General features: G+C 66.7%; 28 protein-coding genes and 1 tRNA gene. 16 read left to right on the top strand and 13 right to left on the bottom strand.

What is annotated here, in order from left to right; translation table 11 throughout:
* Positions 1–269 precede the first annotated feature (269 nt).
* The 6 genes from KDW55_RS26185 to KDW55_RS26210 all read left to right on the top strand — a co-directional run bounded on the left by KDW55_RS26185 (position 270) and on the right by KDW55_RS26210 (position 5,889).
* Positions 270–1,073 (top strand): branched-chain amino acid ABC transporter, encoded by an 804-nt coding sequence (locus tag KDW55_RS26185; protein WP_212148916.1) that lies wholly within the window; start codon positions 270–272, stop codon positions 1,071–1,073.
* 211 nt (positions 1,074–1,284) lie between these two features.
* Entirely contained in the window at positions 1,285–2,235 is a 951-nt protein-coding gene (locus KDW55_RS26190; RefSeq protein WP_212148882.1) for a branched-chain amino acid ABC transporter permease, read from the top strand.
* Between the two features lie 19 nt (positions 2,236–2,254).
* Positions 2,255–3,424: an ABC transporter ATP-binding protein gene (locus KDW55_RS26195; RefSeq protein WP_040141509.1), complete on the top strand. Its 1,170-nt coding sequence runs from the start codon at positions 2,255–2,257 to the stop codon at positions 3,422–3,424.
* A gap of 24 nt (positions 3,425–3,448) precedes the next feature.
* Positions 3,449–4,225, top strand: coding sequence for an ABC transporter ATP-binding protein (locus KDW55_RS26200; RefSeq protein WP_040141507.1), 777 nt, complete (start codon positions 3,449–3,451; stop codon positions 4,223–4,225).
* Complete coding sequence (locus KDW55_RS26205) at positions 4,225–4,941, top strand: ABC transporter ATP-binding protein (protein ID WP_012492822.1); 717 nt, start codon at positions 4,225–4,227, stop codon at positions 4,939–4,941. Before KDW55_RS26200 ends, KDW55_RS26205 begins: the two co-directional genes overlap by 1 nt.
* 276 nt (positions 4,942–5,217) lie before the next feature.
* Complete coding sequence (locus KDW55_RS26210; RefSeq protein ID WP_040141503.1) at positions 5,218–5,889, top strand: DUF2278 family protein; 672 nt, start codon at positions 5,218–5,220, stop codon at positions 5,887–5,889.
* Between the two features lie 36 nt (positions 5,890–5,925).
* Here KDW55_RS26210 and KDW55_RS26215 read toward each other — a convergent pair whose 3' ends face one another.
* The 3 genes from KDW55_RS26215 to KDW55_RS26225 all read right to left on the bottom strand — a co-directional run bounded on the left by KDW55_RS26215 (position 5,926) and on the right by KDW55_RS26225 (position 8,905).
* Positions 5,926–6,381, bottom strand: a complete 456-nt coding sequence (locus tag KDW55_RS26215; protein WP_059548776.1) for a GNAT family acetyltransferase — start codon at positions 6,379–6,381, stop codon at positions 5,926–5,928.
* A gap of 13 nt (positions 6,382–6,394) precedes the next feature.
* Positions 6,395–7,579 carry an acetylornithine transaminase gene (locus KDW55_RS26220; protein WP_212161562.1) on the bottom strand — a complete coding sequence of 395 codons (1,185 nt, stop codon included), beginning with the start codon at positions 7,577–7,579 and terminating at the stop codon, positions 6,395–6,397.
* Positions 7,580–7,873: 294 nt separating this feature from the next.
* Positions 7,874–8,905, bottom strand: coding sequence for a CDP-6-deoxy-delta-3,4-glucoseen reductase (locus KDW55_RS26225; protein WP_069241665.1), 1,032 nt, complete (start codon positions 8,903–8,905; stop codon positions 7,874–7,876).
* A 105-nt stretch (positions 8,906–9,010) separates the two neighbouring features.
* Here KDW55_RS26225 and KDW55_RS26230 point away from each other — a divergent pair, with 105 nt between their 5' ends.
* On the top strand, positions 9,011–10,048 hold the full coding sequence (locus tag KDW55_RS26230; RefSeq protein WP_040141494.1) for an NAD-dependent epimerase/dehydratase family protein: 1,038 nt from the start codon (positions 9,011–9,013) through the stop codon (positions 10,046–10,048).
* Here KDW55_RS26230 and KDW55_RS26235 read toward each other — a convergent pair.
* Entirely contained in the window at positions 10,031–10,219 is a 189-nt protein-coding gene (locus KDW55_RS26235; RefSeq protein WP_040141491.1) for a hypothetical protein, read from the bottom strand. The two genes, KDW55_RS26230 and KDW55_RS26235, sit on opposite strands and share 18 nt — an antisense overlap.
* A gap of 105 nt (positions 10,220–10,324) precedes the next feature.
* Positions 10,325–11,041, bottom strand: a complete 717-nt coding sequence (locus KDW55_RS26240; protein ID WP_069241664.1) for a 16S rRNA pseudouridine(516) synthase — start codon at positions 11,039–11,041, stop codon at positions 10,325–10,327.
* Positions 11,042–11,307: 266 nt separating this feature from the next.
* Between KDW55_RS26240 and KDW55_RS26245 the strand changes: the two genes are divergently transcribed.
* Positions 11,308–12,081 (top strand): SDR family oxidoreductase, encoded by a 774-nt coding sequence (locus KDW55_RS26245; RefSeq protein WP_212161563.1) that lies wholly within the window; start codon positions 11,308–11,310, stop codon positions 12,079–12,081.
* 175 nt (positions 12,082–12,256) lie between these two features.
* On the top strand, positions 12,257–13,186 hold the full coding sequence (locus KDW55_RS26250; protein ID WP_040141486.1) for a LysR family transcriptional regulator: 930 nt from the start codon (positions 12,257–12,259) through the stop codon (positions 13,184–13,186).
* A gap of 179 nt (positions 13,187–13,365) precedes the next feature.
* Here the strand turns inward: KDW55_RS26250 and KDW55_RS26255 are convergent, their stop codons facing one another.
* Both KDW55_RS26255 and KDW55_RS26260 read right to left on the bottom strand, forming a co-directional pair.
* Positions 13,366–14,265: an SDR family oxidoreductase gene (locus tag KDW55_RS26255; RefSeq protein ID WP_212161564.1), complete on the bottom strand. Its 900-nt coding sequence runs from the start codon at positions 14,263–14,265 to the stop codon at positions 13,366–13,368.
* Positions 14,266–14,322: 57 nt separating this feature from the next.
* Positions 14,323–15,060 carry an SDR family oxidoreductase gene (locus tag KDW55_RS26260; RefSeq protein ID WP_059548786.1) on the bottom strand — a complete coding sequence of 246 codons (738 nt, stop codon included), beginning with the start codon at positions 15,058–15,060 and terminating at the stop codon, positions 14,323–14,325.
* Positions 15,061–15,177: 117 nt separating this feature from the next.
* Between KDW55_RS26260 and KDW55_RS26265 the strand changes: the two genes are divergently transcribed.
* Positions 15,178–16,080, top strand: coding sequence for a LysR family transcriptional regulator (locus KDW55_RS26265; protein ID WP_040141482.1), 903 nt, complete (start codon positions 15,178–15,180; stop codon positions 16,078–16,080).
* Positions 16,081–16,108: 28 nt separating this feature from the next.
* Here the strand turns inward: KDW55_RS26265 and KDW55_RS26270 are convergent, their stop codons facing one another.
* The 4 genes from KDW55_RS26270 to KDW55_RS26285 form a co-directional block, all read right to left on the bottom strand.
* Entirely contained in the window at positions 16,109–16,276 is a 168-nt protein-coding gene (locus KDW55_RS26270) for a hypothetical protein (RefSeq protein WP_156432242.1), read from the bottom strand.
* A gap of 152 nt (positions 16,277–16,428) precedes the next feature.
* Positions 16,429–16,513 (bottom strand) — tRNA-Leu (locus tag KDW55_RS26275).
* 101 nt (positions 16,514–16,614) lie between these two features.
* Positions 16,615–17,772 (bottom strand): ABC transporter substrate-binding protein, encoded by a 1,158-nt coding sequence (locus KDW55_RS26280; protein ID WP_059548788.1) that lies wholly within the window; start codon positions 17,770–17,772, stop codon positions 16,615–16,617.
* Between the two features lie 72 nt (positions 17,773–17,844).
* Entirely contained in the window at positions 17,845–18,786 is a 942-nt protein-coding gene (locus KDW55_RS26285; protein ID WP_009689198.1) for a CysB family HTH-type transcriptional regulator, read from the bottom strand.
* A 216-nt stretch (positions 18,787–19,002) separates the two neighbouring features.
* Here KDW55_RS26285 and KDW55_RS26290 point away from each other — a divergent pair, with 216 nt between their 5' ends.
* The 6 genes from KDW55_RS26290 (at position 19,003) to cobA (ending at position 25,220) form a co-directional block, all read left to right on the top strand.
* The gene (locus tag KDW55_RS26290; RefSeq protein WP_040141480.1) at positions 19,003–20,682 is read left to right on the top strand and encodes a nitrite/sulfite reductase; all 1,680 of its coding nucleotides are present in this window, start codon (positions 19,003–19,005) and stop codon (positions 20,680–20,682) included.
* A 25-nt stretch (positions 20,683–20,707) separates the two neighbouring features.
* Entirely contained in the window at positions 20,708–21,265 is a 558-nt protein-coding gene (locus KDW55_RS26295) for a DUF934 domain-containing protein (protein ID WP_040141479.1), read from the top strand.
* Complete coding sequence (locus tag KDW55_RS26300; protein WP_212161565.1) at positions 21,262–22,008, top strand: phosphoadenylyl-sulfate reductase; 747 nt, start codon at positions 21,262–21,264, stop codon at positions 22,006–22,008. The genes KDW55_RS26295 and KDW55_RS26300 overlap by 4 nt, the downstream gene beginning before the upstream one ends.
* Before the next feature lie 75 nt (positions 22,009–22,083).
* Positions 22,084–23,046 carry a sulfate adenylyltransferase subunit CysD gene (gene cysD / locus KDW55_RS26305; protein WP_040141477.1) on the top strand — a complete coding sequence of 321 codons (963 nt, stop codon included), beginning with the start codon at positions 22,084–22,086 and terminating at the stop codon, positions 23,044–23,046.
* 22 nt (positions 23,047–23,068) lie between these two features.
* Positions 23,069–24,385: a sulfate adenylyltransferase subunit 1 gene (locus KDW55_RS26310; RefSeq protein ID WP_212161567.1), complete on the top strand. Its 1,317-nt coding sequence runs from the start codon at positions 23,069–23,071 to the stop codon at positions 24,383–24,385.
* A gap of 85 nt (positions 24,386–24,470) precedes the next feature.
* The gene (gene cobA, locus KDW55_RS26315; RefSeq protein WP_212161577.1) at positions 24,471–25,220 is read left to right on the top strand and encodes a uroporphyrinogen-III C-methyltransferase; all 750 of its coding nucleotides are present in this window, start codon (positions 24,471–24,473) and stop codon (positions 25,218–25,220) included.
* A 123-nt stretch (positions 25,221–25,343) separates the two neighbouring features.
* Here the strand turns inward: cobA and KDW55_RS26320 are convergent, their stop codons facing one another.
* Positions 25,344–25,727: a CbiX/SirB N-terminal domain-containing protein gene (locus KDW55_RS26320; protein ID WP_040141474.1), complete on the bottom strand. Its 384-nt coding sequence runs from the start codon at positions 25,725–25,727 to the stop codon at positions 25,344–25,346.
* Positions 25,728–25,752: 25 nt separating this feature from the next.
* Positions 25,753–26,901, bottom strand: coding sequence for an LPS export ABC transporter permease LptG (lptG, locus tag KDW55_RS26325; RefSeq protein WP_040141473.1), 1,149 nt, complete (start codon positions 26,899–26,901; stop codon positions 25,753–25,755).
* Between the last annotated feature and the right edge of the window lie 3 nt (positions 26,902–26,904).

The raw sequence follows: 26,904 nt of genomic DNA on the forward strand, positions 1-26,904 counted from the left end.
TGCGGCGTCGCACCCGCGGTACCCCGAAGCGCGCCTGCCGGCGCGCTTTTTTTTGCGCTGCGAAAATCCGGGCGCAACCATTATTCATATTAAGGTTGCAACCGGGTTGCTATCGTCGTGTTCAGCCGTCTCTCAAAATTGGTTGCAATGCAGGAAAACCCCATCGAATCAGGATTATTGGCGGCCTGTAAATGGAGTTACAATGCGCCCGTTTTCAGGCCGGAATGGCTTTGAAATCGGGTTCTGGCAAGGCGCGGGAGACCTATTCGATGCATGTGAAGTTGGCTTACGCCACGTACGTCGCCGCACCGGTTGCAATGTTGGCCGGTGACGGGAAAACGAGCGACGGCAGGGCGGGCAGGATGGCTGCGGGTTACGCGTTACCGGCGGCCAGCGACATGCGCACTGCGAGAACCGGCCGTGCGGCGCCGTCGGCGTGCCGCATTGCGCAATCGGACAGTGACAAGGACAACGGGGCACGTTTGGCAATCGACGCATTCAACGCGCAGGGCTCGACGATCGGCATGCATTCGACACGGCACGAAGTTCGGGCCGGCGGCGTGGCGCTCGACCGCGCGACGGGCACACGGGGTGCCCGACAACGAGCCGCCGGACGTCAGGCGGCAGCAGCGCGCGTCGAACGACGGGCGCTCGGGTTTCGGGGCAACGCAGGCAACGTGCAGATGGCGCTGATCCCCTTTCATTTCGATTCGACGAAGCAGGACGTCGCTGCGGCTTCCATCATCGCGGCGGGCGGAATGCTTCGTCTCACGAATTCCGATGCAGTCCTGACGAAAGTTGGGCGCCACTCTCGCGTTGCCCTTACGGGCGCCGCGCGGACGGCGGACGGCATCGGAGCGCAAACCCTTGACGACAACGGCATGTGCGCCGTCAAGGTGGTCGAGCCCGCGGGCGACGCGGCGCGGAACCTGATCTGCCCGGACGCGGGTTTCGCCCCGGCCCGGACGGAAAAAGGCACGGAAGCCGGGAAACCGGACGCCGGCCGTTTCGGCACGCTGCCCTACGACTTCAAGGAGGCCAAGACCACCGTCCTCGATGTCGTGACGATTTAGCGACGGGACTCGTGATGGCACCGGAACAGTGCGGTGCCGTTTTTGTATCCGCTCCGGCGGCAGGTCCGGCCGTACAGGCCGGGCGGCGCGCGCCGGGACGATCCACCCTTACCGGTATTGACTAGTACCCGCAGTGTCGCCGAGAAGGCGCGATTCCTCGCTTACCGGCGGGGCGCAACGTCCTCCGGCAGCATGGGCCAAGGAGCTTTAAATGGATATTTTCGTCCAGCAGATCCTCAACGGGCTGGTGCTCGGCAGTGTGTACGCCATCATCGCGTTGGGTTACACGATGGTGTACGGCATTCTCGGCATCATCAACTTCGCGCACGGCGACGTGCTGATGATCGGCGCGATGGTCGCCCTGTCCGCGATCACCGTGCTGCAGAACCACTTCCCGCAACTCGGCAACGTCGCGACGCTGACGATCGGTCTCGGCATCGCCGCGGTCGTCTGCGCGTTCGTCGGCTTCACGATTGAACGCGTCGCGTACCGGCCGCTGCGCCGCGCGCCGCGTCTCGCACCGCTGATCACCGCGATCGGCGTGTCGATCCTGCTGCAGACGGCCGCGATGATCATCTGGTCGCGCAACCCGCTGCCGTTCCCGCAATTGCTGCCGACCGATCCGATCAACGTGATCAAGGCGACCGACACGACGCCCGGCGCCGTGATCTCGATCACCGAAATCGTGATCATCGCGGTCGCGTTCATCGTGATGGGCGGCCTGCTGCTGCTCGTGCACAAGACCAAGCTCGGCCGCGCGATGCGCGCGATCGCGGAAAGCCCGAATACGGCGAGCCTGATGGGCGTGAACCCGAACTTCGTGATCTCCGCGACGTTCATGATCGGCTCCGCGCTCGCCGCGCTGGCCGGCGTGATGATCGCGTCCGAATACGGCAACGTGCACTTCTACATGGGCTTCATCCCCGGCATGAAGGCGTTCACGGCCGCGGTGCTCGGCGGGATCGGCAACCTGGGCGGTGCGATGGTCGGCGGCGTGCTGCTCGGCCTGATCGAGCAGCTCGGCGCGGGCTACATCGGCAACCTCACGGGCGGCGTGTTCGGCAGCAACTACCAGGACGTGTTCGCATTCATCGTGCTGATCATCGTGCTGGTGTTCCGTCCGTCGGGCCTGCTGGGCGAACGTGTCGCGGACCGTGCGTAACGGAAGGGGAGCAAACAACATGACATCCATTCAACCGATCGAATCGTCGACGTCGCTCGTCGAAGAGCGCAACACCACCAAGACCGTCATCATCGGCATCCTCACCGCGGCCTTCGTGATCGCGGCGCCGATCATCATCGGCTCGGCCGGCGGCAACTACTGGGTCCGCGTGCTCGACTTCGCGATGCTGTACGTGATGCTCGCGCTGGGCCTGAACGTCGTGGTCGGCTTCGCCGGCCTGCTCGACCTCGGCTACATCGCGTTCTACGCGGTGGGCGCGTACACGGCGGCGCTGTTGAGCTCGCCGCACCTGACCTCGCAGTTCGAGTGGATCGCGGCGCTCGCGCCGAACGGGTTGCACGTGCCGTTCCTGATCATCGTGCCGATCGCGATGGCATTGGCGGCGACCTTCGGGATCCTGCTCGGTGCGCCGACGCTGCGCCTGCGCGGCGACTACCTGGCGATCGTCACGCTCGGCTTCGGTGAAATCGTCCGGATCTTCATGAACAACCTCGACCGTCCGGTGAACATCACCAACGGCCCGAAGGGGATCACGGGCATCGATCCGGTGCACGTCGGCGGATTCAACCTGTCGCAGACGCACACGATCTTCGGCTTCCAGCTGCCGTCGGTCTACATGTACTACTACCTGTTCGTGCTGTGCGCGCTGCTGGTGATCTGGGTCTGTACGCGCCTGCAGCACTCGCGTATCGGCCGTGCATGGGCCGCGATCCGCGAAGACGAAATCGCCGCGAAGGCGATGGGCATCAACACCCGCAACGTGAAGCTGCTCGCGTTCGCGATGGGCGCGTCGTTCGGCGGTCTGTCGGGTGCGATGTTCGGCGCGTTCCAGGGCTTCGTGTCGCCCGAGTCGTTCACGTTCTGGGAATCGATCGTCGTGCTGGCCTGCGTGGTGCTCGGCGGCATGGGCCACATTCCGGGCGTGATCCTCGGCGCGGTGCTGCTCGCGATCTTCCCGGAATTCCTGCGCTCGACGATGAGCCCGCTGCAGCACGCGCTGTTCGGTCACGACATCGTCGACACCGAAGTGATCCGTCAGGCGCTGTACGGCCTCGCGATGGTCGTCATCATGCTGTACCGCTCGGAAGGCCTGTGGCCCGCGCCGAAGCATGAGGACAAGATCGCTAAACTGGCGAAGCGCAACAGCAAGAAGCCGGTGCGCGCTTAACCAACGGACAAGGGGATATCACACATGAGCGACAAGCAAATCCGACTGTCCGTCACGGGCGTGAACAAGCGCTTCGGCGGGCTGCAGGCGCTGTCCGATGTCGGCCTGCAGATCAAGGAAGGCGAGATCTATGGGCTGATCGGCCCGAACGGCGCGGGCAAGACCACGTTCTTCAACGTGATCACGGGCCTCTACACGCCGGACTCCGGCGACTTCAAGCTGGACGGCGAGAATTACACGCCGACGGCGGTGCACCAGGTCGCGAAGGCCGGCATCGCGCGCACGTTCCAGAACATTCGCCTGTTCGGCGGGATGACGGCGCTGGAGAACGTGATGGTGGGCCGCCACGTGCGCACCAAGCACGGGCTGCTCGGCGCGGTGTTCCAGACGCCGGCCGAACGCCAGGAAGAGCGCGAGATCAAGGAGCGCGCGATCGAGCTGCTCGAATACGTCGGCGTGTTGCAATACGCGGACTACACGTCGCGCAACCTGTCGTACGGCCACCAGCGTCGCCTGGAAATCGCGCGCGCGCTCGCGACCGACCCGAAGCTGCTCGCGCTCGACGAGCCGGCGGCCGGGATGAACGCGACCGAGAAGGTCGAACTCACGCGCCTGCTCGACAAGATCCGCTCGGACGGCCGCACGATTCTGCTGATCGAGCACGACGTGAAGCTCGTGATGGGATTGTGCAACCGGATGACGGTGCTCGATTACGGCAAGGTGATCGCCGAGGGTCTGCCGCAGGACGTGCAGAAGAATCCGAAGGTGATTGAGGCATATCTCGGCGCAGGGGTGCACTGATGGCAGCGGCAATGTTGAAAATCAAGGGCTTGCAGGTCAACTACGGCGGCATCCAGGCCGTCAAGGGCGTTGACATGGAAGTCCGCCAGGGCGAACTCGTGACGCTGATCGGCGCGAACGGTGCCGGCAAGACCACGACGATGAAGGCGATCACGGGTCTCAAGCCGTACTCGGCCGGCGACATCGAGTACGACGGCAAGTCGATCAAGGGCATTCCGCCGCACGAGTTGCTCAAGCGCGGCCTCGCGATGGTGCCGGAAGGCCGCGGGATCTTCGCGCGGATGTCGATCATCGAGAACATGCAGATGGGCGCGTACCTGCGCAACGACAACGAGCAGATCAAGAAGGACGTCGACCGGATGTTCGGCTTCTTTCCGCGCCTGAAGGAGCGTGCGACGCAGCTCGCGGGCACGCTGTCGGGCGGCGAGCAGCAGATGCTCGCGATGTCGCGCGCGATTCTGAGCAAGCCGAAGCTGCTGCTGCTCGACGAGCCGTCGATGGGGCTGTCGCCGATCATGGTCGAGAAGATCTTCGAAGTGGTGCGCGAGATCTCGAAGGAGGGCATCACGGTGCTGCTCGTCGAACAGAACGCGCGCCTCGCGCTGCAGGCGGCCGACCGTGGCTACGTGATGGATTCGGGCACGGTCACGATGGAAGGCGACGCGAAGCAGATGCTCGACGATCCGAAGGTGCGGGCCGCGTATCTGGGTGAATAAACGGGCCCGGTGCGGCGCGGCGGCGGACGCCGGCGTGCCGTGCAAAGGCTTGCGAGGGCTGTCACGGGTTCCCGTGGCAGCCTTTTTTCATTTTGCGCGCCCGGCGGCGAACCGCGCGCGGACGCGACTCCATTTCTTCGAGCGGGGCATCGGCGATGCGGGCCGGAATGCGGCGGCGTGAATGCGGTACGTCAGCGGCCCTCCGCCAGCGGCCCTCCGCAAACCGTCACGCGGAACGCGTACCATGATCGATCCATCGTGACAGGGAGAGCGCGCATGAGTCTCGACTACGGTTTCGTCAAGGCGAAGGTGACGTCGGTCGCGCGGCTGAAGGGTTCGCCGCACGGCAGCGAGATCCAGTATCACATCCACCTGACGCTCGCGTTGCCGACCGGCGACTGGGACGTCGCGATCAACGTCGGCACCAACGACGCGGACGATCTGCTGAACTACAAGCTCGTCTACGATTTTCATCATCCGGTCACGGCGACGCTCGCGGCGGCGGCCGAAGGCTATACCGACCTGACCGGACACACCGCGCTGCCGGCGCTCGACTACCTGCGCAGCGACATCCTGAACGAGACGGGGGCATGGCGCGCGAGCGCGGTGATGGACGGTACCGAGCACGCGGAGCCGATCCCGTCGCTATTGCGGCTCGTCAACGCCGCGCAGTCGCAGGGGCTCGACGTCGTTGTGTTCGGCCGCACGTATTCGGAGGGCAACGGCATCCACGACACGCACATGAACCAGGGGTCGACCGGCGCGAATTACCTGCACCGCGCCGGCGACGACCACAACGATCACAACGACGTGTGGCAGGACGGCGCGCTGATCGTGCGCGTGAGCGACACGCAATGGGCCGCGTATTTCGCGGCGTTCGAGAAGCAGGCCGTGCCGACCGACGCACTCGGCAATCCGCTGCCGGACGCGGGGCCGATCACGCGCTGATCGTGAAGGTGGCGGCGGCGAGTGTCGGCGGCGGCGTCATGCGGCCGGCAGCGCCTTGCCGAACGAGATGCGTTCCTCGACCCGATAGCCGAGCGCCGCATAGAAGCGGCACGCATCGTCGTTGCCCGGCAGCACCTGCAGATTGATCTTCAGGCAGCCGCGCGCGCCGAGCGCGCGTTCCGCATGCGCGATCAGCGCGCGGCCGATGCCGAGCCGCCGCGCATCGTTCGCTACGCCGAACGAGTAGAGCCAGCCGCGATGTCCGTCGAAGCCCGCCATCAGCGTGCCGACGATCCGCGCGCCGCACGTTGCGACGAAGAACAGCTCCGGCTGCGTCGCGAGCTTCAGCTCGATCGATCGCCGCGGATCGCGGTGCGGCGGCGCACCGGCTTCGTCGTACTGCGGGAACGCGTCGCGCCAGACCGCCAGCACGGCATCGGTGTCGGCGCGTTCGAACGGGCGGATAACGAAGGCATCGGCGGCGGCATCCATCGCGGCACGCTCCTTACAGCGTGTCGAGGATCGACCGCAGCATCGCCATCATCTGGTCGATCTCCTCGGTCGTCACGTTCAGTGCGGGCATGAAGCGCAGCAGGTTCGGGCGCGCCGCGTTCAGCAGCAGGCCGTCGGGTTGCATGTCGCGCGCCTTCTCGACGATCTGCGGACCGATATCCTTGCCGAGCAGCAGCGCGCGCAGCAGGCCCTCGCCGCGTTCACCCTCGAAACCGCGCTCCTCCGACAGCTCGAGCAGCTTGCGCTTCAGATACTCGCCGCGCGCACGCACGCCCTCGAGGAAGCCGGGGGCGACGAGCTGCGAGATCACCGAATGGCCGACTGCCGTCATCAGCGGGTTGCCGTTGTACGTGCCGCCCTGGTCGCCGGCCTCGAACACCGCGACGTCGGCCTTCGACAGCAGCGCGCCGAGCGGCACGCCGCCGCCGATACCCTTTGCGAGCGTCATGACGTCCGGCTCGATACCCGACAGCTCGTACGCGAACAGCGTGCCCGCGCGGCCGCAGCCGCTCTGCACTTCGTCGACGATCAGCAGCAGGTTGTGCTGCTTCGTCAGCTCGCGCAGCGCCTGCATGAATTCGCGCGTTGCCGGGATCACGCCGCCTTCGCCCTGGATCGGCTCGAGCATCACGGCGACGGTCTTGTCGGTGATCAGCTTTTCGACCGAGTCGATGTTGTTCAGCTCGGCTTTCGGGAAGCCCGGCACCTGCGGTGCGTAGATCGTGTCCCAGCCCGGCTTGCCGCTCGCAGACATCGTCGCGAGCGTGCGGCCGTGGAAGCTGTGATCGAACGTGATGATCTCGTACGCGCCGTTCTTGAACTTGCGGCCCCATTTGCGCGCGAGCTTGATCGCGCCTTCGTTTGCTTCCGCGCCGCTGTTCGTGAAGAACGCCTTGTCGAACACGCTGTGCTGCGTGAGCAGCCCCGCGAGCTTTGCCATCGGCTCGTTGTAGAACGCCGGCGACGGGTTCAGCAGCTTTTCGGCCTGCGTTTTCAGCGCTTCGACGATGCCGTCGTTGCAGTGGCCGAGGCTGTTGACGGCCCAGCCCTGGATGAAGTCGAGATAGCGCTTGCCCGTGTGATCGTAGAGCCACGAACCTTTGCCGTGCGTGAACACGATGTCGGGGCGGTTCGTGATGTACATCAGCGAGTCGATCGGGTAATCGTTCAGGGGCATGGCAGCAGACTCCAGCGGACGTTGAAAGGGAAACGGGCAATAAAAAAGCCACGGAAGGCCGTGGCTGGTGGGTCGAACAGCTTGTGCGTAACCGGTGAAGCGGAGGAGGGTTACGCGCGAGTCCGTGACGAGCCGGCGGCATCCGGGAGGAGCGGCGAGCGGCGACGTCGGAAAGCGGACAGGAAACGGTTCATGTGCGCAAGCATAAGGCATCCCGCGCCCCACTGTAAACCGCCGCGATGCCACGGATGTGACACGCCGGCGCGCAGCGGGGCGCGTTCACGCATGCGGTGCTCAGACCGGATGCGCGAGATCGGCGGCACTCGTGAAAGAGTCAGCGTAGAACTCGTCGGCCGGCAGCGCGTGGTGTTGCGTGAAGTCGCGCTGGGCGGATTCGACCATCACCGGCGCGCCGCACGCATATACCTGGTGACCGGACAGATCGGGCAGATCCTCGATCACCGCGCGGTGGACGAAGCCGGTGCGGCCGGTCCATTGATCGGCGTCGTCCGGCTCGGACAGCACCGGCACGTACTTGAAGTTCGGGATCTCGCGCGCCCACTGCTCGGCGAGCTCGCCGAGGTAGATGTCTTTCTTGCGGCGGGCGCCCCAGTAGAGCGTCATCGGACGCGTGATGCCCGCGTGCTTCACGTGCTCGATGATCGCCTTGATTGGTGCGAAGCCGGTGCCGGACGCGAGCAGCACGATCGGCTTGTCGGAATCCTCGCGCAGGAAGAACGTGCCGAGCGGGCCTTCGAAGCGCAGGATGTCGCGCTCCTTCATCGCGCCGAATACGTGGTCGGTGAACTTGCCGCCCGGCATGTGGCGGATGTGCAGCTCGATCGGGCCTTCTTCGTGCGGCGCGTTCGCCATCGAGTAGCTGCGGCGCGAGCCGTCCTTCAGGATGAATTCGATGTACTGGCCGGCGAGGTATTGCAGGCGTTCGTTGGCCGGCAGCTGCAGCTTCACGATCATCACGTCGTCGGCGCGGCGCTCGAGCGCCGCGATCCGGCACGGCAGCTTCTTCACCTGCACGCCGTCGACGCCGGCGATCTCACGCACGTCGATCTCGAGATCGCATTGCGCCTTCGAGCAGCACAGCAGCGCGAGGCCGCGCGTGCGTTCGTCGTTGGACAATGCCGACGCGGCATGGGGCCCCTGTTCGATCTGGCCCGACACGATCTGGCCCTTGCACGAGCCGCACGCACCGTTCTTGCACCCGTACGGCAGGTGCACGTTCTGGCGCAGCGCCGCCGCCAGCACGGTTTCGTCCGACTCGACCTGGAACTGCCGGCCGCTTTGCTTGAGAGTAACGTTGAATGCCATAGAACCAAATAGAACAAGATGTGGGGACCGTGCATTTCACGCACGGCAGCTACAATGCAAGCCCGTTGCGCGCCGCGCAACGTTGCAACTGATTTCGCAACCAACATGATCGCGACTCGAACCCTGCGCCGCCCGCGCGCACTGATCGTCGGCTGCGGCGACGTCGGCCTGCGCTGCGTCGCGCAATGGCGCGAAGCCCGCCCGGAGCTGCGCATCGTCGCGCTGACGAGCCATCCGGGCCGCTGCGACGAATTGCGCGCGGCGGGCGCGGCCCCGCTCGTCGGCAATCTCGATCGGCGCGCAACGCTTTCGCGAATCGCCGGTCTTGCCCGCACGATTCTGCATCTCGCGCCTCCGCAAGCCGAGGGCCGCGACGATCGCCGCACGCGCGCGCTGATCGCCGCATTGTCCGTGCCCGCACGACGGCCGTCCGCACCGGCCGTTGCCGCGGTCGGCCGGCTGCGCACGCTGCGGGGCGCGACGCGGCAGGCCGGCGGGCCGGTTCGGGCAGCGCGTATTGTACCCGACGCCCTTCGCGCGCCGACGCTCGTCTACGCGAGCACGACCGGCGTCTACGGCGATTGCGGAGGCGCCCGCATCGATGAAACGCAGCCGCTGCGCCCCGGTAATCCGCGCGCCTTCCGGCGCGTGTCGGCCGAGCGTCAACTGCGGGCGGCGACGGTGCGACGCGTGCTGTCCGCGCGCATCGTACGGATTCCCGGCATCTATGCGGCGAACCGGCTGCCGCTCGCGCGGCTCGAGCGTGGCACGCCGGCGCTCGACGCGGCCGACGACGTCTACACGAACCACATCCACGCGGACGATCTCGCGGCGATCCTCCGCCGTGCGGCCGTGCGCGGCAAGCCGGCGCGCGCGGTGCACGCGTCGGACGACAGCGAACTGCGGATGGGAGAGTATTTCGACCGGGTCGCGCACGCGTTCGGCCTGCCGCCGCCGCCGCGCATCAGCCGCGCGGACGCCGAGCACCAGCTCGAGCCGACGCTGCTGTCGTTCATGCGTGAGTCCCGGCGCCTGTCGAATGCGCGGCTCAAGGCCGAATTGTGCGTGACGTTGCGCTATCCGACCGTAGACGAATTCCTTCAAACGCTCGCGCCGGGCGGCGCGTCAGGTCAAGGCCGGTAACGCTTCGATCAGCAGGAAGCACAGCAGCGCACCGATCATCGCGCCGATCAGGTTCGGATGATATTTGTGCTTCATGTGCATCGTGGCCAGCAGCGCGCCGATCACGATGGCGCCCATGACCGCGAACGCGATCATCACGTAGGAAAGCTCGAAAGAATGGTTGGCGTTCATGATGTCTCCCCTGCATCGCTGCTCGTACAGCTTGTGATTTCAGTATAGCGGGGGAACGTGCGGCCGCGACGCGTGCCGACACCGAACGGTCGTGCGGATTTTCCCTTACAGGGTTTTGACGGAATTGCGCAGTGCCGCAAGGTCGCTGGTGTCGAGCCAGCGCCACGCGCCGGGCGCGAGATCGTCCGGAAGCCTGAAGCCGCCGATGCTTTCGCGGTGCAGCGCGTCGACGCGGTTGCTGGCCGCGGCGACCATGCGTTTCACTTGGTGATATTTGCCTTCGAGAACGGTCAGCGCGAGCGTGTGCGTGTCGCGCGCGTCCGCAGCCATCGCCGCGATCGGCTTCGGCTCGCCGTGCAGTTGCACGCCGGCGCGCAGCGCGTTCAGCTGGGCGTCGTCGAGCGGGTGGCGCACGGTCGCCACGTAGGTTTTCGGCACCTTGCGCTTCGGCGATGTGTATGCGTGTACGAACTGGCCGTCGTCGGACATCAGCAGCAGGCCCGTGGTGTCCTGGTCGAGACGGCCGACGCACTGCACGCCGCGCGCGACGAGCGGCGCCGGCAGCAGGCTGAACACGCTCGCATGGTGCTGCGGCTCGCGCGAGCACTCGTATCCGGCCGGCTTGTTCAGCGCGAGATACGCGCGGGCATGAAACGGCCAGGCGATGTCGTCGACGGTGAATACGAGACCGTCGGTGTCGAGGGTCGCGTCGGGGTCCGTCGCGCTCGCTCCCGCGATGGTGACGCGGCCCGTTTCGATCAGGCCGCGGCACTGGCGGCGCGAGCCGAAGCCCTGCGTGTAGAGAATGCTTTCGAGATCCATAGCGCGCGCATTCTATCAAGCGGCGCGGCGGCACTGGCACGGCAGATCGATGCGATGCCCTGCGCATGCTGACGCGCGCGCATGCGTTCGCGGTGCGACGGGTCCGGCCAAGCAGATTTCGCCACCGGCGTCGGTGCGGTACCTGACCATTACCACGCGCCGATTGGATCGCTTTTCTGGATAATCCATCCAGCCATGCGCGGCTGACCGCGCCCGTCCTGCGTGCCTACACTCCTAGCTTCATTCAACGCAAAAAGGAGTCGACCGTGGCTACTCACACGCTCGCAGACAAGGTCGTCCTGATCGCAGGCGGCGCCAAGAATCTCGGCGGGCTGATCGCCCGGGATCTGGCCGGCCACGGCGCGCAGGCGGTGGCGATTCACTACAACAGCGCGGCGTCGCAGGCGCAGGCAGAGGAGACGGCTGCCGCGGTGCGCGCAGCCGGCGCGCAAGCCGCGACGTTCCAGGCCGACCTGACGACGGCCGCCGCGGTCGAGAAGCTGTTCGGCGACGCGAAGCAGCGCTTCGGCAAGATCGACATCGCGATCAATACCGTCGGCAAGGTGTTGAAGAAGCCGATTACCGAAATCTCCGAAGCCGAATACGACGAGATGTTCGCGGTGAACAGCAAGTCGGCGTTCTTCTTCATCAAGGAAGCGGGGCGGCACCTCGAGGATCACGGCAAGCTCGTCACGCTCGTGACGTCGCTGCTCGCCGCATTCACGCCGTTCTATGCGGCGTACGAAGGGTCGAAGGCGCCGGTCGAGCACTTCACGCGCGCGGCGTCGAAAGAATACGGCGCGCGCGGCATCTCGGTGACGGCGGTCGGGCCGGGCCCGATGGACACGCCGTTCTTCTACCCGGCCGAAGGCGCCGACGCGGTCGCGTACCACAAGACGGCGGCGGCGCTCTCGCCGTTCAGCAAGACCGGGCTGACCGACATCGAGAACGTCGTGCCGTTCATCCGCCATCTCGTGACCGACGGCTGGTGGATCACCGGCCAGACGATCCTGATCAACGGCGGCTATACGACCAAGTAACACGCCGTTCGGGCGGTCGCAGGGCGCGCGCGGCGACCGCAATGGAGCGTTTGCGTGGACAATGGGCGGGCGCGCGAACACAAAGCCGCGCGCCCGTTTTTCTTGCGCCGGGGCTGGTCGCGACGTGCGGCGCTCGCCGGCGACGATCGCCCGAACCCACGTTTTCCGCCCGCCGATGGACAAGCTGGACCAGGTCAGAATCTTCCTTCAGGTTGCCGAGATGGGCAGCTTCATCAAGGCCGCGCATGCACTCGACGTGCCGCGCGCGACGGTCTCGGCGGCGGTCCAGCAACTGGAGGCGGGGCTCGGCACGCGGCTGCTGCATCGCACGACGCGGCAGGTGCAACTCACGGCCGACGGCGCGCTGCTGCTCGAGCGCGGCCGGCGGCTGCTCGCGGAGGCCGACGACCTCGATCGCCTGTTCCGCCGCCGCGAGCGCGACGTGATCGGACGCCTGAGCGTCGACGTGCCGAGCCGGATCGCGCGCCGCGTGATCGCGCCCGCGTTGCCGTCGCTGTTTCGCCGCTACCCGAAGCTCCAGTTGTCGCTCGGCTCGACGGACCGCTCGATCGATCTCGTGCAGGAGGGTGTCGACTGCGCGATCCGGGTTGGGCGGCTCGCGGACAGCAGCCTCGTGGTAAGGCCGCTCGGCCAGTTCGCGCTGATCAACTGCGCGAGCCCCGACTATCTGCGCGAATGCGGCGTGCCCGACCATCCGGATGCGCTCGCGCACGGGCACTGGGCGATCGGCTATGCATCGCCGACGACGGGGCGCGAACTCGCATGGGAATACTGCACGGACGGCGACCGGCACGTGCTGACGCTGCCGAGTCGCGTGATCGTCAACAACGCGGAGACCTATATCGCCAGCTGCATCGCGGGGATGGGCCTGATCCAGATTCCGCGCTTCGATGTTCAGCATCTGCTCGACGGCGGCGCGCTCGTCGAGGTGATGCCCGGCTATCGCGCCGCGCCGATGGACGTGTCGGCCCTGTACCCGCACCGTCGGCACCGGTCGCGGCGCCTCAACGCGTTCGTCGACTGGTTCGGCGAATTGATGGCGGACGCGTTGAACGAGCCGGGGCCGACGAGCGAAGGCGACTGATCGCGCCCCGCACAGCTCGGGCCTGGCGCGGGCAGCTTTTCACGGAGCGCTGCGAGCGGGGAACGCTCGACGGGGTGGGGCACTTCCCGCAGCGCGAAGCCCCGGTGACGGACGCCGACGCGATCCGTGCGTCCGCGCCGCCGGGCCGGCGCGCATGAGCCGTCCTGACGCGCTGCGGATCAGCCGCCGACGCGCGGCGCGAGCAGGTCGGCGAGGCCGATGTTCCTGAACATCTCGCGGCGGATGCGATCGCCGACGCGGAACACTTCCTCGGCGCCGTCCTGGGACGGATCGACGAACACGCGATACGGGCGCTTGCCGCGCGGCGCGGCGACGATGTCGACGATTGCCGTCGCGACGGTGCCGGCATCGGCGTCCGCCGGTTCGAGCGCCGCAAGCGCTGTCAGCGCCTGTGTTGCGACGCCCGTGTACGGGCCATGGTCGTAGTCGGCCTGGACGGTCGCATCGGCCGGCCTGCCTGCGTGCGCGAAGTGATTGGTCCCCTGCGTGAACGCGCCCGGCACGACGATCGACGTCTCGATCCCCCACCGCGCAAGCTCGGCCGCATAAGACACCGCGAGCGAATCCATCGCGGCCTTCGCGGCGAAGTAGGGGGCGAGGAACGGCGGCGTGCCGCCGCGTGCCGACGAGGACGACACCCACACGAGCAGGCCGCGGCCCTGGCGACGCAGGTGCGGCAGCGCCGCGCGGTTCACGCGCTGGGTCGACACGACGTTGACGTCGTAGAGCTGCGCGAGCTGGTCGGGCGTGAACGCTTCGGCGGGCCCCAACACCATGTGGCCGGCGTTGTGGACGACGACGTCGAGGCGGCCGTTGTCGGCGATCACGCGTTCGATCGCGCTGGCGACCGAGGTATCGTCGCTGACGTCGAGTTCGACGGTACGCAGGTCCACACCGTGCTCTTGCGCATAGGTGGCGACCGCGGCGACGCACGGCGCGTTGCGGCCGGTACTCTCGCGCATCGACGCATAGACCGTATGGCCGGCGCGGGAAAGTGCCTGGGCGGTCAGCAGGCCGAAGCCGCTGGACGCGCCCGTGACGAGAATGACTTCCTTCATGATCGATCTCCGGAAAGCGGGTGAGGGAGGCTGTGTCGCGCGGTATCCCGGCGTGCCTCAGCACATACCGCCGTTGGCGCGCAGGATCTGGCCGTTGACCCACGCGCCGTCCGGGCCGGCGAGGAACGCGACGACGCCGGCGATGTCGTCGGGCTGGCCCAGCCGCTCGAGCGGGTTCAGTTTCGCCATGCGGTCGATGAGCTCCGGGCTCTTGCCGTGCAGGAACAGCTCGGTCGCGACCGGCCCCGGCGCGACGGCATTCACGTTGATGCGGCGGCCGCGCATTTCCTGCGCGAGCACCTGCGTCATCGCCTCGACGGCCGCCTTGGTCGCGATGTATGCGCCGTAGGTCGGCAGGCGCATGCCGATCACGCTCGACGTCAGGTTCACGATGCGACCGCCGTCGCGCACGCGCTTCGCGGCCTCGCGGCTGACGTTGAACGCACCCTTCAGGTTGATCGCGACGGTTTCGTCGAACACGGCGTCGCCGAGTTCGGCGAGGGGTGCGAGCTTCATGATGCCCGCACTGTTGACCACCACGTCGATGCGGCCGAATGCTTGCTCGGCTGCGTCGAACAGCGCGGCCACGGCGGCCGGATCGACGACGTCGGCTTGTACCGCGACGGCCTCGCCGCCGTCGGCGGCGATCGCGTCGACCACTTCGCGGGCCGCACCGGCGCTGCCCGCGTAGTTCACGACGACGCCGAAGCCGTCCCGGGCCAGACGACGCGCGATTTCCGCGCCGATGCCGCGCGACGAGCCCGTGACGAGGGCGACCTGTTTCGATGTGCTCATGTCCTGCTCCTTGGCGAGTAAGTGCCGGGGAATCCGGCGACAGGATTAATGTAGGCGCCCTCGATCAATAAAAATAATGAATAATGATCAGATCATGAATGACTAAAAGTATGTGTCATGGCATTCGACAGCAGACTTCTGAGCGGAATCGGCGTGCTTTCGGCGGTGATCGAGGCGGGCACCTTTGCACGCGCCGGCGAGGCGATGGGGCTCACGCAGCCGGCGGTGAGCCGGGCGGTCGCGCGGCTGGAGGAGCGCGTTGGCATCCGGATCTTCAACCGGACCGCGCGCGCGATCACGCTGACCGACGAAGGGCGGCGGTTCTACGAGGCAGTAGCGCCGCTGCTGGCCGGCATCGAGGAGGCCGCGGTCGACGCCGGTCGTTCGCGGGCGCGCGTCAGGGGGCGGTTGCGGGTCAACGTGGACGGTACCTTCGGCCATTACGTGCTGGCGCCGAGGATGGCCGAGTTCCTCGATCGTTTCCCCGAGCTGTCGGTGGAGATCAGCGTGCGCGACCGGATGGGCGACCTCGTGGCCGACGGATTCGACGTGGCCGTGCGCTTCGGCATTCCGGAGCCGTCGTCATACCGTGCGCGGCTGCTGCTGGAGACGCGCGTGCTTACTTGCGCGTCGCCCGGCTACGTCGCGCGTCACGGCGAGCCGGGCCACCCGCGGGATCTCGCGAGCGGCCATCGCTGCGTGCTGATCCGCGATCCGGTGACGGGCCGGCCGTACGACTGGGTATTCCATCGCGGCAAGGACGTGGTGCCGGTCGACGCGACCGGCCGGCTGATGGTCAACGATACGGGCGGGCTGCTCGGCGCGTGCCTGGGCGGCGAGGGCGTCGCGCAGCTGCTGGCGCTCTACGCGCGGGACATCCTCGCCGACGGGCGGCTGGTTCAACTGCTGCCGGAATGGGCGGACGAGACGTTTCCGCTATATGCGTATCACCACGCGTCGAACCTGGTTGCCGCGAAGGTCCGCGTGTTTCTCGACTTCGTGCGCGAACTGACGGCCTGAGCGCGCGCGGCGGCGCGACGCGCGGCGATCATTCGGTGCGGTGCGGGACGTCGTCCGGGAACGGATAGGGCGCATGCGGGCCCGGCCAGTCGGGCACGGGCGGGGCGGTCAGCACGTCGCATCCGCACAGCGCGAGCAGCAGCATGGCGGCGAGCATGCGGGCGCGCAGCGGGGATGACATCTTGCGGATGAACATGGGCTGCCTCGGTGCCGCGTATTCGTCATGATGCTTCGACCACCGCGCGCGGCCGCGCGTTGCATCGCGTGGGGCGGAAAACAAAAAACCCGCGAAGCGGCGAGCTGCGCGGGTTTCGACAGGTGCAGCGCATGACGCTGCAGAAGAAATACTGGTGCCCAGGGCCGGAATCGAACCGGCACGCCTTGCGGCGGGGGATTTTGAGTCCCCTGCGTCTACCAATTTCACCACCTGGGCTTGCTTCCGGCCACGCATCCATCGATGCGGACTGTGCGCGGCGAAACGCGGATTATGGCGTAAAACCGGCCGTCGGGCAAGCAGCGCTGCCCGGCGGCGCACTACTGGCTCAAGTACACGAACTGCCCGTGCTTGACGATCCCCATTACGCTCGCGCGCTGATCGAGCCCGACGTGATCCTTGTCGCTCGTATTCACGACGCCGTTCGGCACGACGAGCTCATGCGCGCGTTCGAGTTCGCGCCGCAGCGCCGCGCGGAAGGCCGGCGTGCCGGGAGGCGCGCCCTTCAGCGCGCGGCCGACCGCGTCCGCGAGTCGCGGGTACACGCCCGCCGCGTCGCCCGCGAACTGCGTGACGGTACCCGCGCCGTATTTCGCTTCATATGCGTCGACGAACGCCAACGCGGCCTTGCGTGCCGGATGATCGGCCGGCAGCGTGCGCGCGACGACGACCGGCTGCGTCGGGAACAGCGTCCCGTCGACGTCCTTGCCGCCGAGCTTGATGAATTCGGGCGTCGCAATTCCGTGCGTCTGGTAGATCGCGCCCTTGTAGCCGCGCTCGATCAGCGTGCGCTGCGGCAGCACGGCTGGCGTGCCCGAGCCCGCGATCAGAATCGCGTCGGGCTTCGCCGCGATCAGCTTCAGCGCCTGGCCGGTGACGCTCGCGTCGGTGCGGTTGAAGCGCTCCGTCGCGATCACGCGAATCTTGCGCACTTCCGCGAAGCGCGTGAACTCGTTCAGCCAGCTGTCGCCGTAACTGTCCGCGAACCCGATGAAGCCGACCGTCTTCACGCCATGGTTGGCCATGTAGCGCGTCATCACGTCGGCCATCGCGCTGTCGCTCTGCGCCATCTTGAACGCCCAGGTCCGCGCGCCTTCCTGCGGCTCGACGATCGCGCCCGAGCCGACCAGCGTGATCATCGGCGTCTGGGCGCCGGCCACCGCATCGAGCGCCGCCAGCGCGGCCGGCGTGATGTTCGGGCCGACGACGACGTCGACGTGATCCTCGTCGACCAGCTTGCGGATGTTGCGCACGGCAGTGCCCGGATCGGACGCATCGTCGAGCACCGTCACCTGCACCGGCTGCCCGGCGATCGTCTTCGGCCACATCAGGATCGCATTCTTGCTGGTGATGCCGATCGCCGCGGCCGGGCCGGTCGACGACAGGTCGACGCCGACCTTCAGGTCGGCATGCGCGGCCGCGCAGGCGAGCACGAGGGCGGCGCCGGCGGCGCGGCGCAACAGGGCGGGAAGCGTCATGCGGGTATCTCCTTCTGCGTCGGGCAACAAAAAAAGGGGCGCGATGTGCGCCCCGGTGTTCTTACCTGTCCGTCAAAGCTCGTACGATTCGGATTCGCCCTTGAGCGCCTGCTCGATCAGCTTCCGGTTCAGCGTCGGCGACAGCAGTTCGACGAGCGTATACACATAGCTGCGCAGGTAGGCCCCCTGCTTGAGCGCGACGCGCGTCACGTTGCTGCCGAACAGGTGGCCGACCGGAATCAGCCGCAGGTTGCGGTCGCGCTCGGGGTTGAACGCGATGTCGGCCATGATCCCGACGCCGAGACCCAGCTCGACGTAGGTCTTGATGACGTCCGCGTCGATCGCCTCGAGCACGATGTCGGGCGACAGCCCGCGCAGCGCGAACGCGTGATTGATCTTCTTGCGGCCGGCAAACGCGTCGTCGTACGTGATCAGCGGGTACTGCGCGAGATCGTCGAGCGTGACCGGCTTGCGCTCGAGCAGCGGGTGATCGGCCGGCACGACGGCCGCGTGATGCCACTGGAAGCAGGGCAGCGACACGAGTTCCTTATAGTCGGCGATCGCCTCGGTCGCGATCGCGAGATCGGCCTGGTCGTGGATCACCATCTCGGCGACCTGCGTGGGGCTCCCTTGCAGGATCGACAGGTGCACCTTCGGAAAGCGCTTCTTGAACTCGGCGATCGCTGCCGGCAGCGAGTAGCGCGCCTGCGTGTGGGTTGCCGCGATCGTCAGGTTGCCCTGATCCTGCGCCGCATAATCTTTCCCGACCCTTTTAAGGCTTTCGACCTCCTGCAGGATCCGCTCGACCGATGCGAGGATGATTCTGCCCGGCTCGGTCAGCGAGCGCACGCGCTTGCCGTGCCGTGTGAAGATCTCGACGCCGAGCTCGTCCTCCAGCTCGATGATCGCCTTTGATACCCCCGGCTGCGACGTGTACAGCGCCTTGGCGGCCTCGGTGAGATTGAAATTCTGCCGGACGGCCTCGCGCACGAAGCGAAATTGGTGCAGGTTCATTTATAACCCTTCCGCATATCAACAGAATTTTTTAGTCGTTTGAAATATAAGGGGAGTTTATTACGATTCACCGGAGTTTTTCAAATATGGATATCTGTTTTCGTCATTAGCAATCCAGTCGGGCCGCGGAAGGCCCGCGATAGCGGCGGAACGGAGATTCGGGCGCGACGTGGCTAGGACGTCGCGCGGTCACCACGAAAACCCTGGGGTCCCCGAATGTATCAGTACGACCAGTACGACCAGACGATCGTCGACGAGCGAGTCGCGCAGTACCGCGATCAGGTGCGCCGCCGCCTGTCGGGCGAATTGAGCGAAGACGAGTTCCGTCCGTTGCGCCTGCAGAACGGGCTGTACATGCAGCGCCACGCGTACATGCACCGCATCGCGATTCCGTACGGCAACCTGCGCAGTGAGCAGCTCCGCATGCTCGCGCGCATCGCGCGCGAGCACGACCGCGGCTACGGCCACTTCTCGACGCGCTCGAACATCCAGTTCAACTGGGTCGAACTCGAAGAGACGCCCGAGATCCTCGCGAAGCTGGCGTCGGTGCAGATGCACGCGATCCAGACGTCGGGCAACTGCATCCGCAACATCACGGCCGACCAGTTCGCCGGCGTCGCGCAGGACGAAGAGATCGACCCGCGCCCGTGGGCCGAGATCCTGCGGCAGTGGTCGACGTTCCATCCCGAGTTCGCGTGGCTGCCGCGCAAGTTCAAGATCGCCGTGTCGGGCTCGAAGCATGACCGTGCGGCCGTCCAGATCCACGACTTGGGCGTGTATCTGAAAAAGAACGCGCAGGGCGAAGTGGTCGCGAGCATCCTCGCGGGCGGCGGCCTCGGCCGTACGCCGATCGTCGGTGCGGTGATCAAGGAAGACCTGCCGTGGCAGCACCTGCTCACGTACTGCGAAGCAGTGCTCCGCGTATACAACCGCTACGGCCGCCGCGACAACCTGTACAAGGCGCGGATCAAGATCCTCGTGAAAGCGCTGTCGCCGGCGAAGTTCGCGCAACAGGTCGACGAAGAGTGGCAGCACCTGAAGGACGGCCCGTCGACGCTCACGCAGGCCGAAATCGACCGCGTGTCGCAATACTTCTTGCCGCCCGTCTACGAGAAGCTCGCCGACACCGACGCGTCGTTCGAACAGCACCTGCTCGAGAACAAGGCGTTCGCACGCTGGGTCGAGCGCAACGTCGCGCCGCACAAGGTGCCGGGCTATGCGGCGGTCACGCTGTCGCTGAAGGACCACCGCGTGGCCCCGGGCGACGCGACGGCCGAGCAGATGGACCTGGTAGCCGACTGGGCCGACGCATATTCGCTCGGCGAACTGCGCGTGTCGCACGAGCAGAACCTGATCCTCGCGAACGTGAAGAAGCGCGACCTGTTCGCGCTGTGGGAGAAGGCGAAGGCGGCCGGTTTCGCGACGCCGAATATCGGCCTGTTGACCGACATCATCGCGTGCCCGGGCGGCGACTTCTGCTCGCTCGCGAACGCGAAGTCGATCCCGATCGCGCTCGCGATCCAGCAGCGTTTCGACGATCTGGACTACGTGTACGACCTCGGCGACCTGTCGCTGAACATTTCCGGTTGCATGAACTCGTGCGGTCACCATCACGTGGGCAACATCGGCATTCTCGGCGTCGACAAGGACGGCGCCGAGTGGTATCAGGTGTCGCTCGGCGGTGAGCAGGGCACGGGCCGCAACGGCGCGCGCCTCGGCCGCGTGATCGGGCCGTCGTTCTCCGCCGAAGAGGTGCCGGACGTGATCGCGAAGCTGATCGACACGTTCGTCGAAGCGCGCATCGACGGCGAGCGCTTCATCGACACGTACGACCGCATCGGCATCGCGCCGTTCAAGGAGCGCGTGTATGCGGCGCGCCAGGCAGTGAACGCGTAACCAACCGGGTACAAGGAATTTGCAGATGGCTTCGATTATCAAGAACCGCGCAGTGATCGACGACGCATGGCAGGTCGTGCGCGCGGCTGAAGACGGCGCACTGCCCGCGGTCGACGCATTGCCGGCCGGCAAGGTGCTGGTGCCGTTCGCGCTGTGGCAGGCCGAGCGTGCGACGCTCGTCGCTGCGAAGACGAAGGACGAACTCGGCGTGTGGCTCGCGCCGGACAGCGAGCCGGCCGATCTGGTGGCCGACTTCGGTGCGATTTCGCTGATCGCCGTCGATTTCCCGCGCTTCGCGGACGGCCGCGGCTACAGCATCGCGCGCCTGCTGCGCGAGCGCCACGGCTGGACCGGCGAGTTGCGCGCGATCGGCGACGTGCTGCGCGACCAGCTGCTTTACATGTCGCGTTGCGGCTTCGACGCGTTCGCGGTGCGTGCCGACAAGGACATCCGCGACGCGCTGAACGCGTTCACGGAATTCACGCAGCGTTACCAGGGCGCGTTCGACGAGCCGGCGCCGCTGTTCCGCCGCCGCGCTGCCGCGGCCGATGCAGCGACGCCCGCTGCAAAGGTGAACGCATGAGCACCGCCAACGCACTCTCGCCCGAACTCGCCGCGAAGATCGAGCGCCTCGACACGCTGCTCGCGCAGGTCGGCGCACGCCACGACAAGGTCAAGCTCGCGAGCAGCCTTGCCGCGGAAGACATGTTGCTCACGCACGCGATTCTGTCGAAGCAGGTGCCGATCGGCATCTTCTCGCTGAACACGGGCCGCCTGCATGCGGAGACGCTCGGCATGATCGACCGCGTGCGCGAGCGCTACGGCTACGAGATCGAGCAGTTCCACCCGCTGCAGGAGGCGGTCGACCAGTACGTCGCCGAGCACGGTCTGAATGCGTTCTACGAAAGCGTCGAGCTGCGCAAGTCGTGCTGCCATATCCGCAAGGTCGAGCCGCTGAACCGCGCACTCGCCGACGTCGGCGCGTGGGTCACGGGACAGCGTCGCGAGCAGTCGGTCACGCGTGCGGAGCTGCACGAGGAAGAACAGGACGAAGCGCGCGGGATCGCGAAGTACAACCCGCTCGCCGACTGGACGGAAGCCGACGTGTGGGCGTACCTCAAAGCGTTCGACGTGCCGGTGAATCCGCTGCACGCGCGCGGCTATCCGAGCATCGGCTGCGAGCCGTGCACGCGTGCGATCCGCCCCGGCGAGGACAGCCGCGCGGGCCGCTGGTGGTGGGAGTCGCGCGACACGAAGGAATGCGGGCTGCACATCACGACGATCACGCCGATTCCCGCGAATGCCGAAGCCGGCGCCGCGCACTGAAAGCCGACAAGAAACCGAATATTGCGCCGCCTGCGACAGCGGGCGGCACGAACCCAGAAGAGAAGGACTGAAATCATGAGCACGACGCTCGAGCAATCCGCCTTTGCCCCGCCCGCCGGTGCCGACAACCGGATGGGACACCTCGACTGGCTCGAAGCCGAGTCGATCCACATCCTGCGCGAACTGGTCGCCGAGTGCAGCAAGCCGGCGCTGTTGTTCTCGGGCGGCAAGGACTCGGTCGTCGTGCTGCATCTCGCGCTGAAGGCATTCGGTCTCGGCGCGAACCGCAAGACGACGCTGCCGTTCCCGCTCGTGCACATCGACACGGGCCACAACTACGAGGAAGTGATCGACTTCCGCGATCGCCGTGCGAAGGAACTCGGCGCCGAGCTGGTGATCGGCCACGTCGAGGACTCGATCAAGCGCGGCACGGTCGTGCTGCGCCGCGAAACCGATTCGCGCAACGCCGCGCAGGCCGTGACGCTGCTCGAGACGATCGAGCAACACGGCTACACCGCGCTGATCGGCGGCGCGCGCCGCGACGAAGAGAAGGCGCGCGCGAAGGAGCGGATCTTCTCGTTCCGCGACGAATTCGGCCAGTGGGATCCGAAAGCGCAGCGTCCGGAACTGTGGAGCCTGTACAACGCACGCCTGCACAACGGCGAGCACCTGCGCGTGTTTCCGATCTCCAACTGGACCGAACTCGACGTGTGGCAGTACATCGCGCGCGAAAACCTCGAACTGCCGTCGATTTACTACGCGCACCAGCGCGAGATCGTGCGCCGCAACGGGCTGCTCGTGCCGGTCACGCCGCTCACGCCGATGCGTGAAGGCGAGACGAGCGAGATCGCGCAGGTCCGCTTCCGGACGGTCGGCGACATCAGCTGCACGTGCCCGGTCGCGAGCGACGCGGACGACGTCGAGAAGATCATTGCCGAGACGGCGGTGACCGAGATCACCGAACGCGGCGCGACGCGGATGGACGACCAGGCGTCCGAAGCGGCGATGGAACAGCGCAAGAAGCAAGGTTATTTCTGAAGCACACGAGGACATTCACACCATGAGCATCATCGAGAACACCGAAGACCTCGGCGTGCTGCGTTTCATCACCGCGGGCAGCGTCGACGACGGCAAGAGCACGCTGATCGGCCGCCTGCTGTACGACAGCAAGGCCGTGCTGTCCGACCAGCTGTCCGCGCTGTCGCGCGCGAAGAACAAGCGCACCGTCGGCGACGAGATCGACCTCGCATTGCTGACGGACGGGCTCGAAGCCGAACGCGAGCAGGGCATCACGATCGACGTCGCGTACCGCTATTTCGCGACCGCGAAGCGCAAGTTCATCATCGCCGACACGCCGGGCCACGAGCAGTACACGCGCAACATGGTGACGGGCGCATCGACCGCGCACGCGGCGATCATCCTCGTCGACGCGACGCGCGTGACGGTCCATAACGGCGTCGCCGAACTGCTGCCGCAGACGAAGCGCCACAGCGCGATCGTGAAGCTGCTCGCGCTGCAGCACGTGATCGTCGCGATCAACAAGATGGATCTCGTCGATTACAGCGAAGCGCGGTTCAACGAGATCCGCGACGCGTACGTCGCGCTCGCGAAGCAGCTCGGGCTGAATGACGTGCGCTTCGTACCGGTGTCCGCGCTGAAGGGCGACAACATCGTCGGCGCGAGCGAGCGCATGCCGTGGTACGCGGGCGAACCGCTGCTCGACGTGCTCGAATCGCTGCCGGTCGAGACGCAGGCGCACGATGCGCTGCGCTTCCCGGTGCAGTGGGTCGCGCGCCAGGACGGCAGTTCGGCCGACGATTTCCGCGGCTACATGGGCCGGATCGAGTCGGGCGAAGTGAAGGTCGGCGACACCATCGTCGTGCTGCCGTCGAACCGCACCGCGACGGTCGCCGAGATCATCGCGCCGGTGCCGGGCGGCACCGCGGCGGTCCCGCACGCGTTCGCGGGGCAGACGGTGACGATTCGCGTGGCGGAAGACGTCGACGTGTCGCGCGGCGACATGTTCGTGACGACCGCCGAGCCGGTCGCGCCGGCGAAGAAGCTCGAGGCGGACCTGTGCTGGTTCGACGAGACGCCGCTGTCGCCGCAGCGCAAGTACCTGCTGAAGCAGACCACCAGCACGGTGTTCGCGAAGATCGGCGCGGTGAAGGAAGTGCTCGACGTGCATACGCTGTCGCACGCGACCGACCGTCAGGAACTGAAAATGAACGACATCGGACGCGTGGCGCTGACGCTGCAGAAGCCGATCGTCTGCGATACGTACGATGCGCATCCGGGCACGGGCGCGTTCGTGTTGATCGACGAGGCGACGCACCATACGGTCGCCGCCGGCATGATCCGCGCGTTCTCCGCGTAAGCGGCATGACCGGCGTTGACCGCCGCCGTCGCGGCGGTGCGCGCCGGCTGCCATCGGCATGAGCAGGACGAGTGAAGCGACAAACATGGGCAAGGTGTATCTGATCGGCGCAGGGCCGGGCGCAGCGGACCTCATCACGGTGCGCGGGTTGCGGCTGCTCGAGCAGGCCGACGTGGTGCTGCACGACGCGCTCGTCGAGCCGGCGATGCTCGACTACGCGCCGAACGCGCGCAGGATCGCGGTCGGCAAGCGCTGCGGGCAGCGTTCGACCGCGCAGCACTTCATCAACAAGCAGATCGTCGATGCAGCCCGCGAGCATGCATGCGTCGTGCGGCTGAAGGGCGGCGATCCGATGTTGTTCGGTCGCGCCGAAGAGGAAATGCGCGCGCTGGAAGCGGCCGGCATCGACTACGAGATCGTGCCGGGCATCACCGCGGCGCTGGCCGGCGCGGCGACGCTCAAGCGTTCGCTCACGTTGCGCGGTGTGTCGCGCAGCGTGGCGTTTGCGACGCACAGCCGCGCGCCGGGGAGCGACGAGATCCGCGAGGCCGCGCGCGCCGATTCGATCGTCTACTACATGGGCCGCGACAGCGCGCCCGGCATTGCGCAGGAACTGATCGACGCCGGCCGTGCGCCCGCGACGCCCGTCGCGATCGTCGAGGCGTGCAGCACCGCACGCGAGCGCACGCTCACGCTGACGCTCGCGCAGATGGCCGCTGGCGACGCGCAGGCCTGGCTCGACCCGGCCGAACCGAGCCTGCTGATGATCGGCGATGCATTCGCCGAGCGCGCGCCGATCGCGAAATCGGGCGATGCGTTGCGCAATGCCGCTTGAATCGGCGGGGCGGTCCGATCGGCAAACGTCGCGGCGATGAGTCCGGCACGCAAAAAAAGAGCGCTGGCTATGGAAGCCAGCGCTTTTTTTGTTTGGGGTGGCCGGGTCGGGCCGCCGAGTCGCTTACGCGTCGCGCTCGACCTGCTCGATGCAGTAGCGTGCGATCGCATCGAGCACGCCGTCGTCCTCGCCGACCGCCGTCGCGCAGCGGATGTCGACGCCCGGATGCGCGGCGCGGCACGCGTCGACGAGCTGCGGCAGGTCGCGGCGGACATGGCCGCCCTGGCCGAAGAACACCGGCACCACGGTGATGCGCGTGCATCCGGCCGCGACCTGCGCGGCGACGGCCGTGTCGAGCGACGGCGTCATCAGTTCGAGGAATGCGAGCGACACGTGCGGCGCGGGCGCGCCCGCGCCCCGCAGTCTTGCGGCCAGCCGTTCGAACGGGTCGGCCCAGCGCGGATCGCGCGCGCCGTGGCCGAACAGGACGATGCCTTGCGAACTCATGTCGAAGCCTCCGTCGTGACGGCGCTCAATGCCGGTCGACCCACTTCAGCGCGAACAGGCCGAGCGCGAGATAGATGAGGCCCGGCGTGGCCGCGGTCAGCGGCGCCGGCCAGGTATTGAGCGTGCCGATGTGCGAGAACAGCGTGTTCAGCAGCTGGAAGCTCATCCCGAGCATGATGCCGCCGAACACCTTCACGCCGACCACGCCGGCGCGCGTATGCAGATACGCGAACGGCAGCGACAGCACGAGCATCACGAACACCGCGAACGGGTAGAGCAGCTTGCGCCACAGCGCGATGTCGTAGCGCTGCGTATCCTGCTGGTTCTCGCGCAAGTGCTGGATGTAGCGGAACAGGTTGATCAGCGACATGCGCTCCGGCGACACGAGCAGCACCGACAGAATCTGCGGCGTCAGATCCGAGCGCAGCCGGTATTCGGGCAGCGTCACCTGCTGCGACCGGTACACGGGGTTCAGCGCGTCGGCCGGCTCGCCGCTGACCGGCTTGATCGGCGTCAGTTCGGTTTCCGTCACGCCCTTGAGCAGCCAGTGGCCGGGCGGCTCATAGCTGCCCGTCTGCGCGATCCGCACGTTCTGCAGCTGGAATTTCGAATCGAACTCGTAGATGCGCACGTTGCTGATCGTCGAATCGGGCGACAGGCTGCCGACGTTCACGAAGCGCGTGACCTGATCGCCGTTCTCCCGGGCCGCGAGCGTGTCCTTCACCCACACGCCCGACTGGAAGTTCGACGACACCGACGCGCCGAGCGCCTGCAGTCTCACGCGTTCGGACAATTGATCGGCGTACGGGCCGACGAATTCGCCGATCAGGTAGGTGACGATCACGAGCGGAACGCCGATTTTCAGCAGCGAGCGCAGCGCCTGGTTGGTCGCGAGACCCGACACGCGGAAGATCGTGAATTCCGAGTTCGCGGCCATCTGCGCGAACACGTAGATCGCGCTGATCAGCGCGGCGACCGGGATGATCTCGTAGAAGCGCGACGGGGTTTGCAGCGCGACGCGCAACACCGCGTAGCCGAACTTGTAGTTGCCGTGCCCGACCGAGTTCAGTTCGTTGATCAGGTCGAAAAAGAAGAACAGGCCCGAGAACGCGAACAGGATGAAGACGAACGTGATGTAGATTTGCCGCGCGAAGTATTTTTCATAGAGCCGCATCGA

It is taken from the genome of Burkholderia sp. AU19243 (genome assembly GCF_018148075.1).
GTDB lineage: Bacteria > Pseudomonadota > Gammaproteobacteria > Burkholderiales > Burkholderiaceae > Burkholderia > Burkholderia latens_A.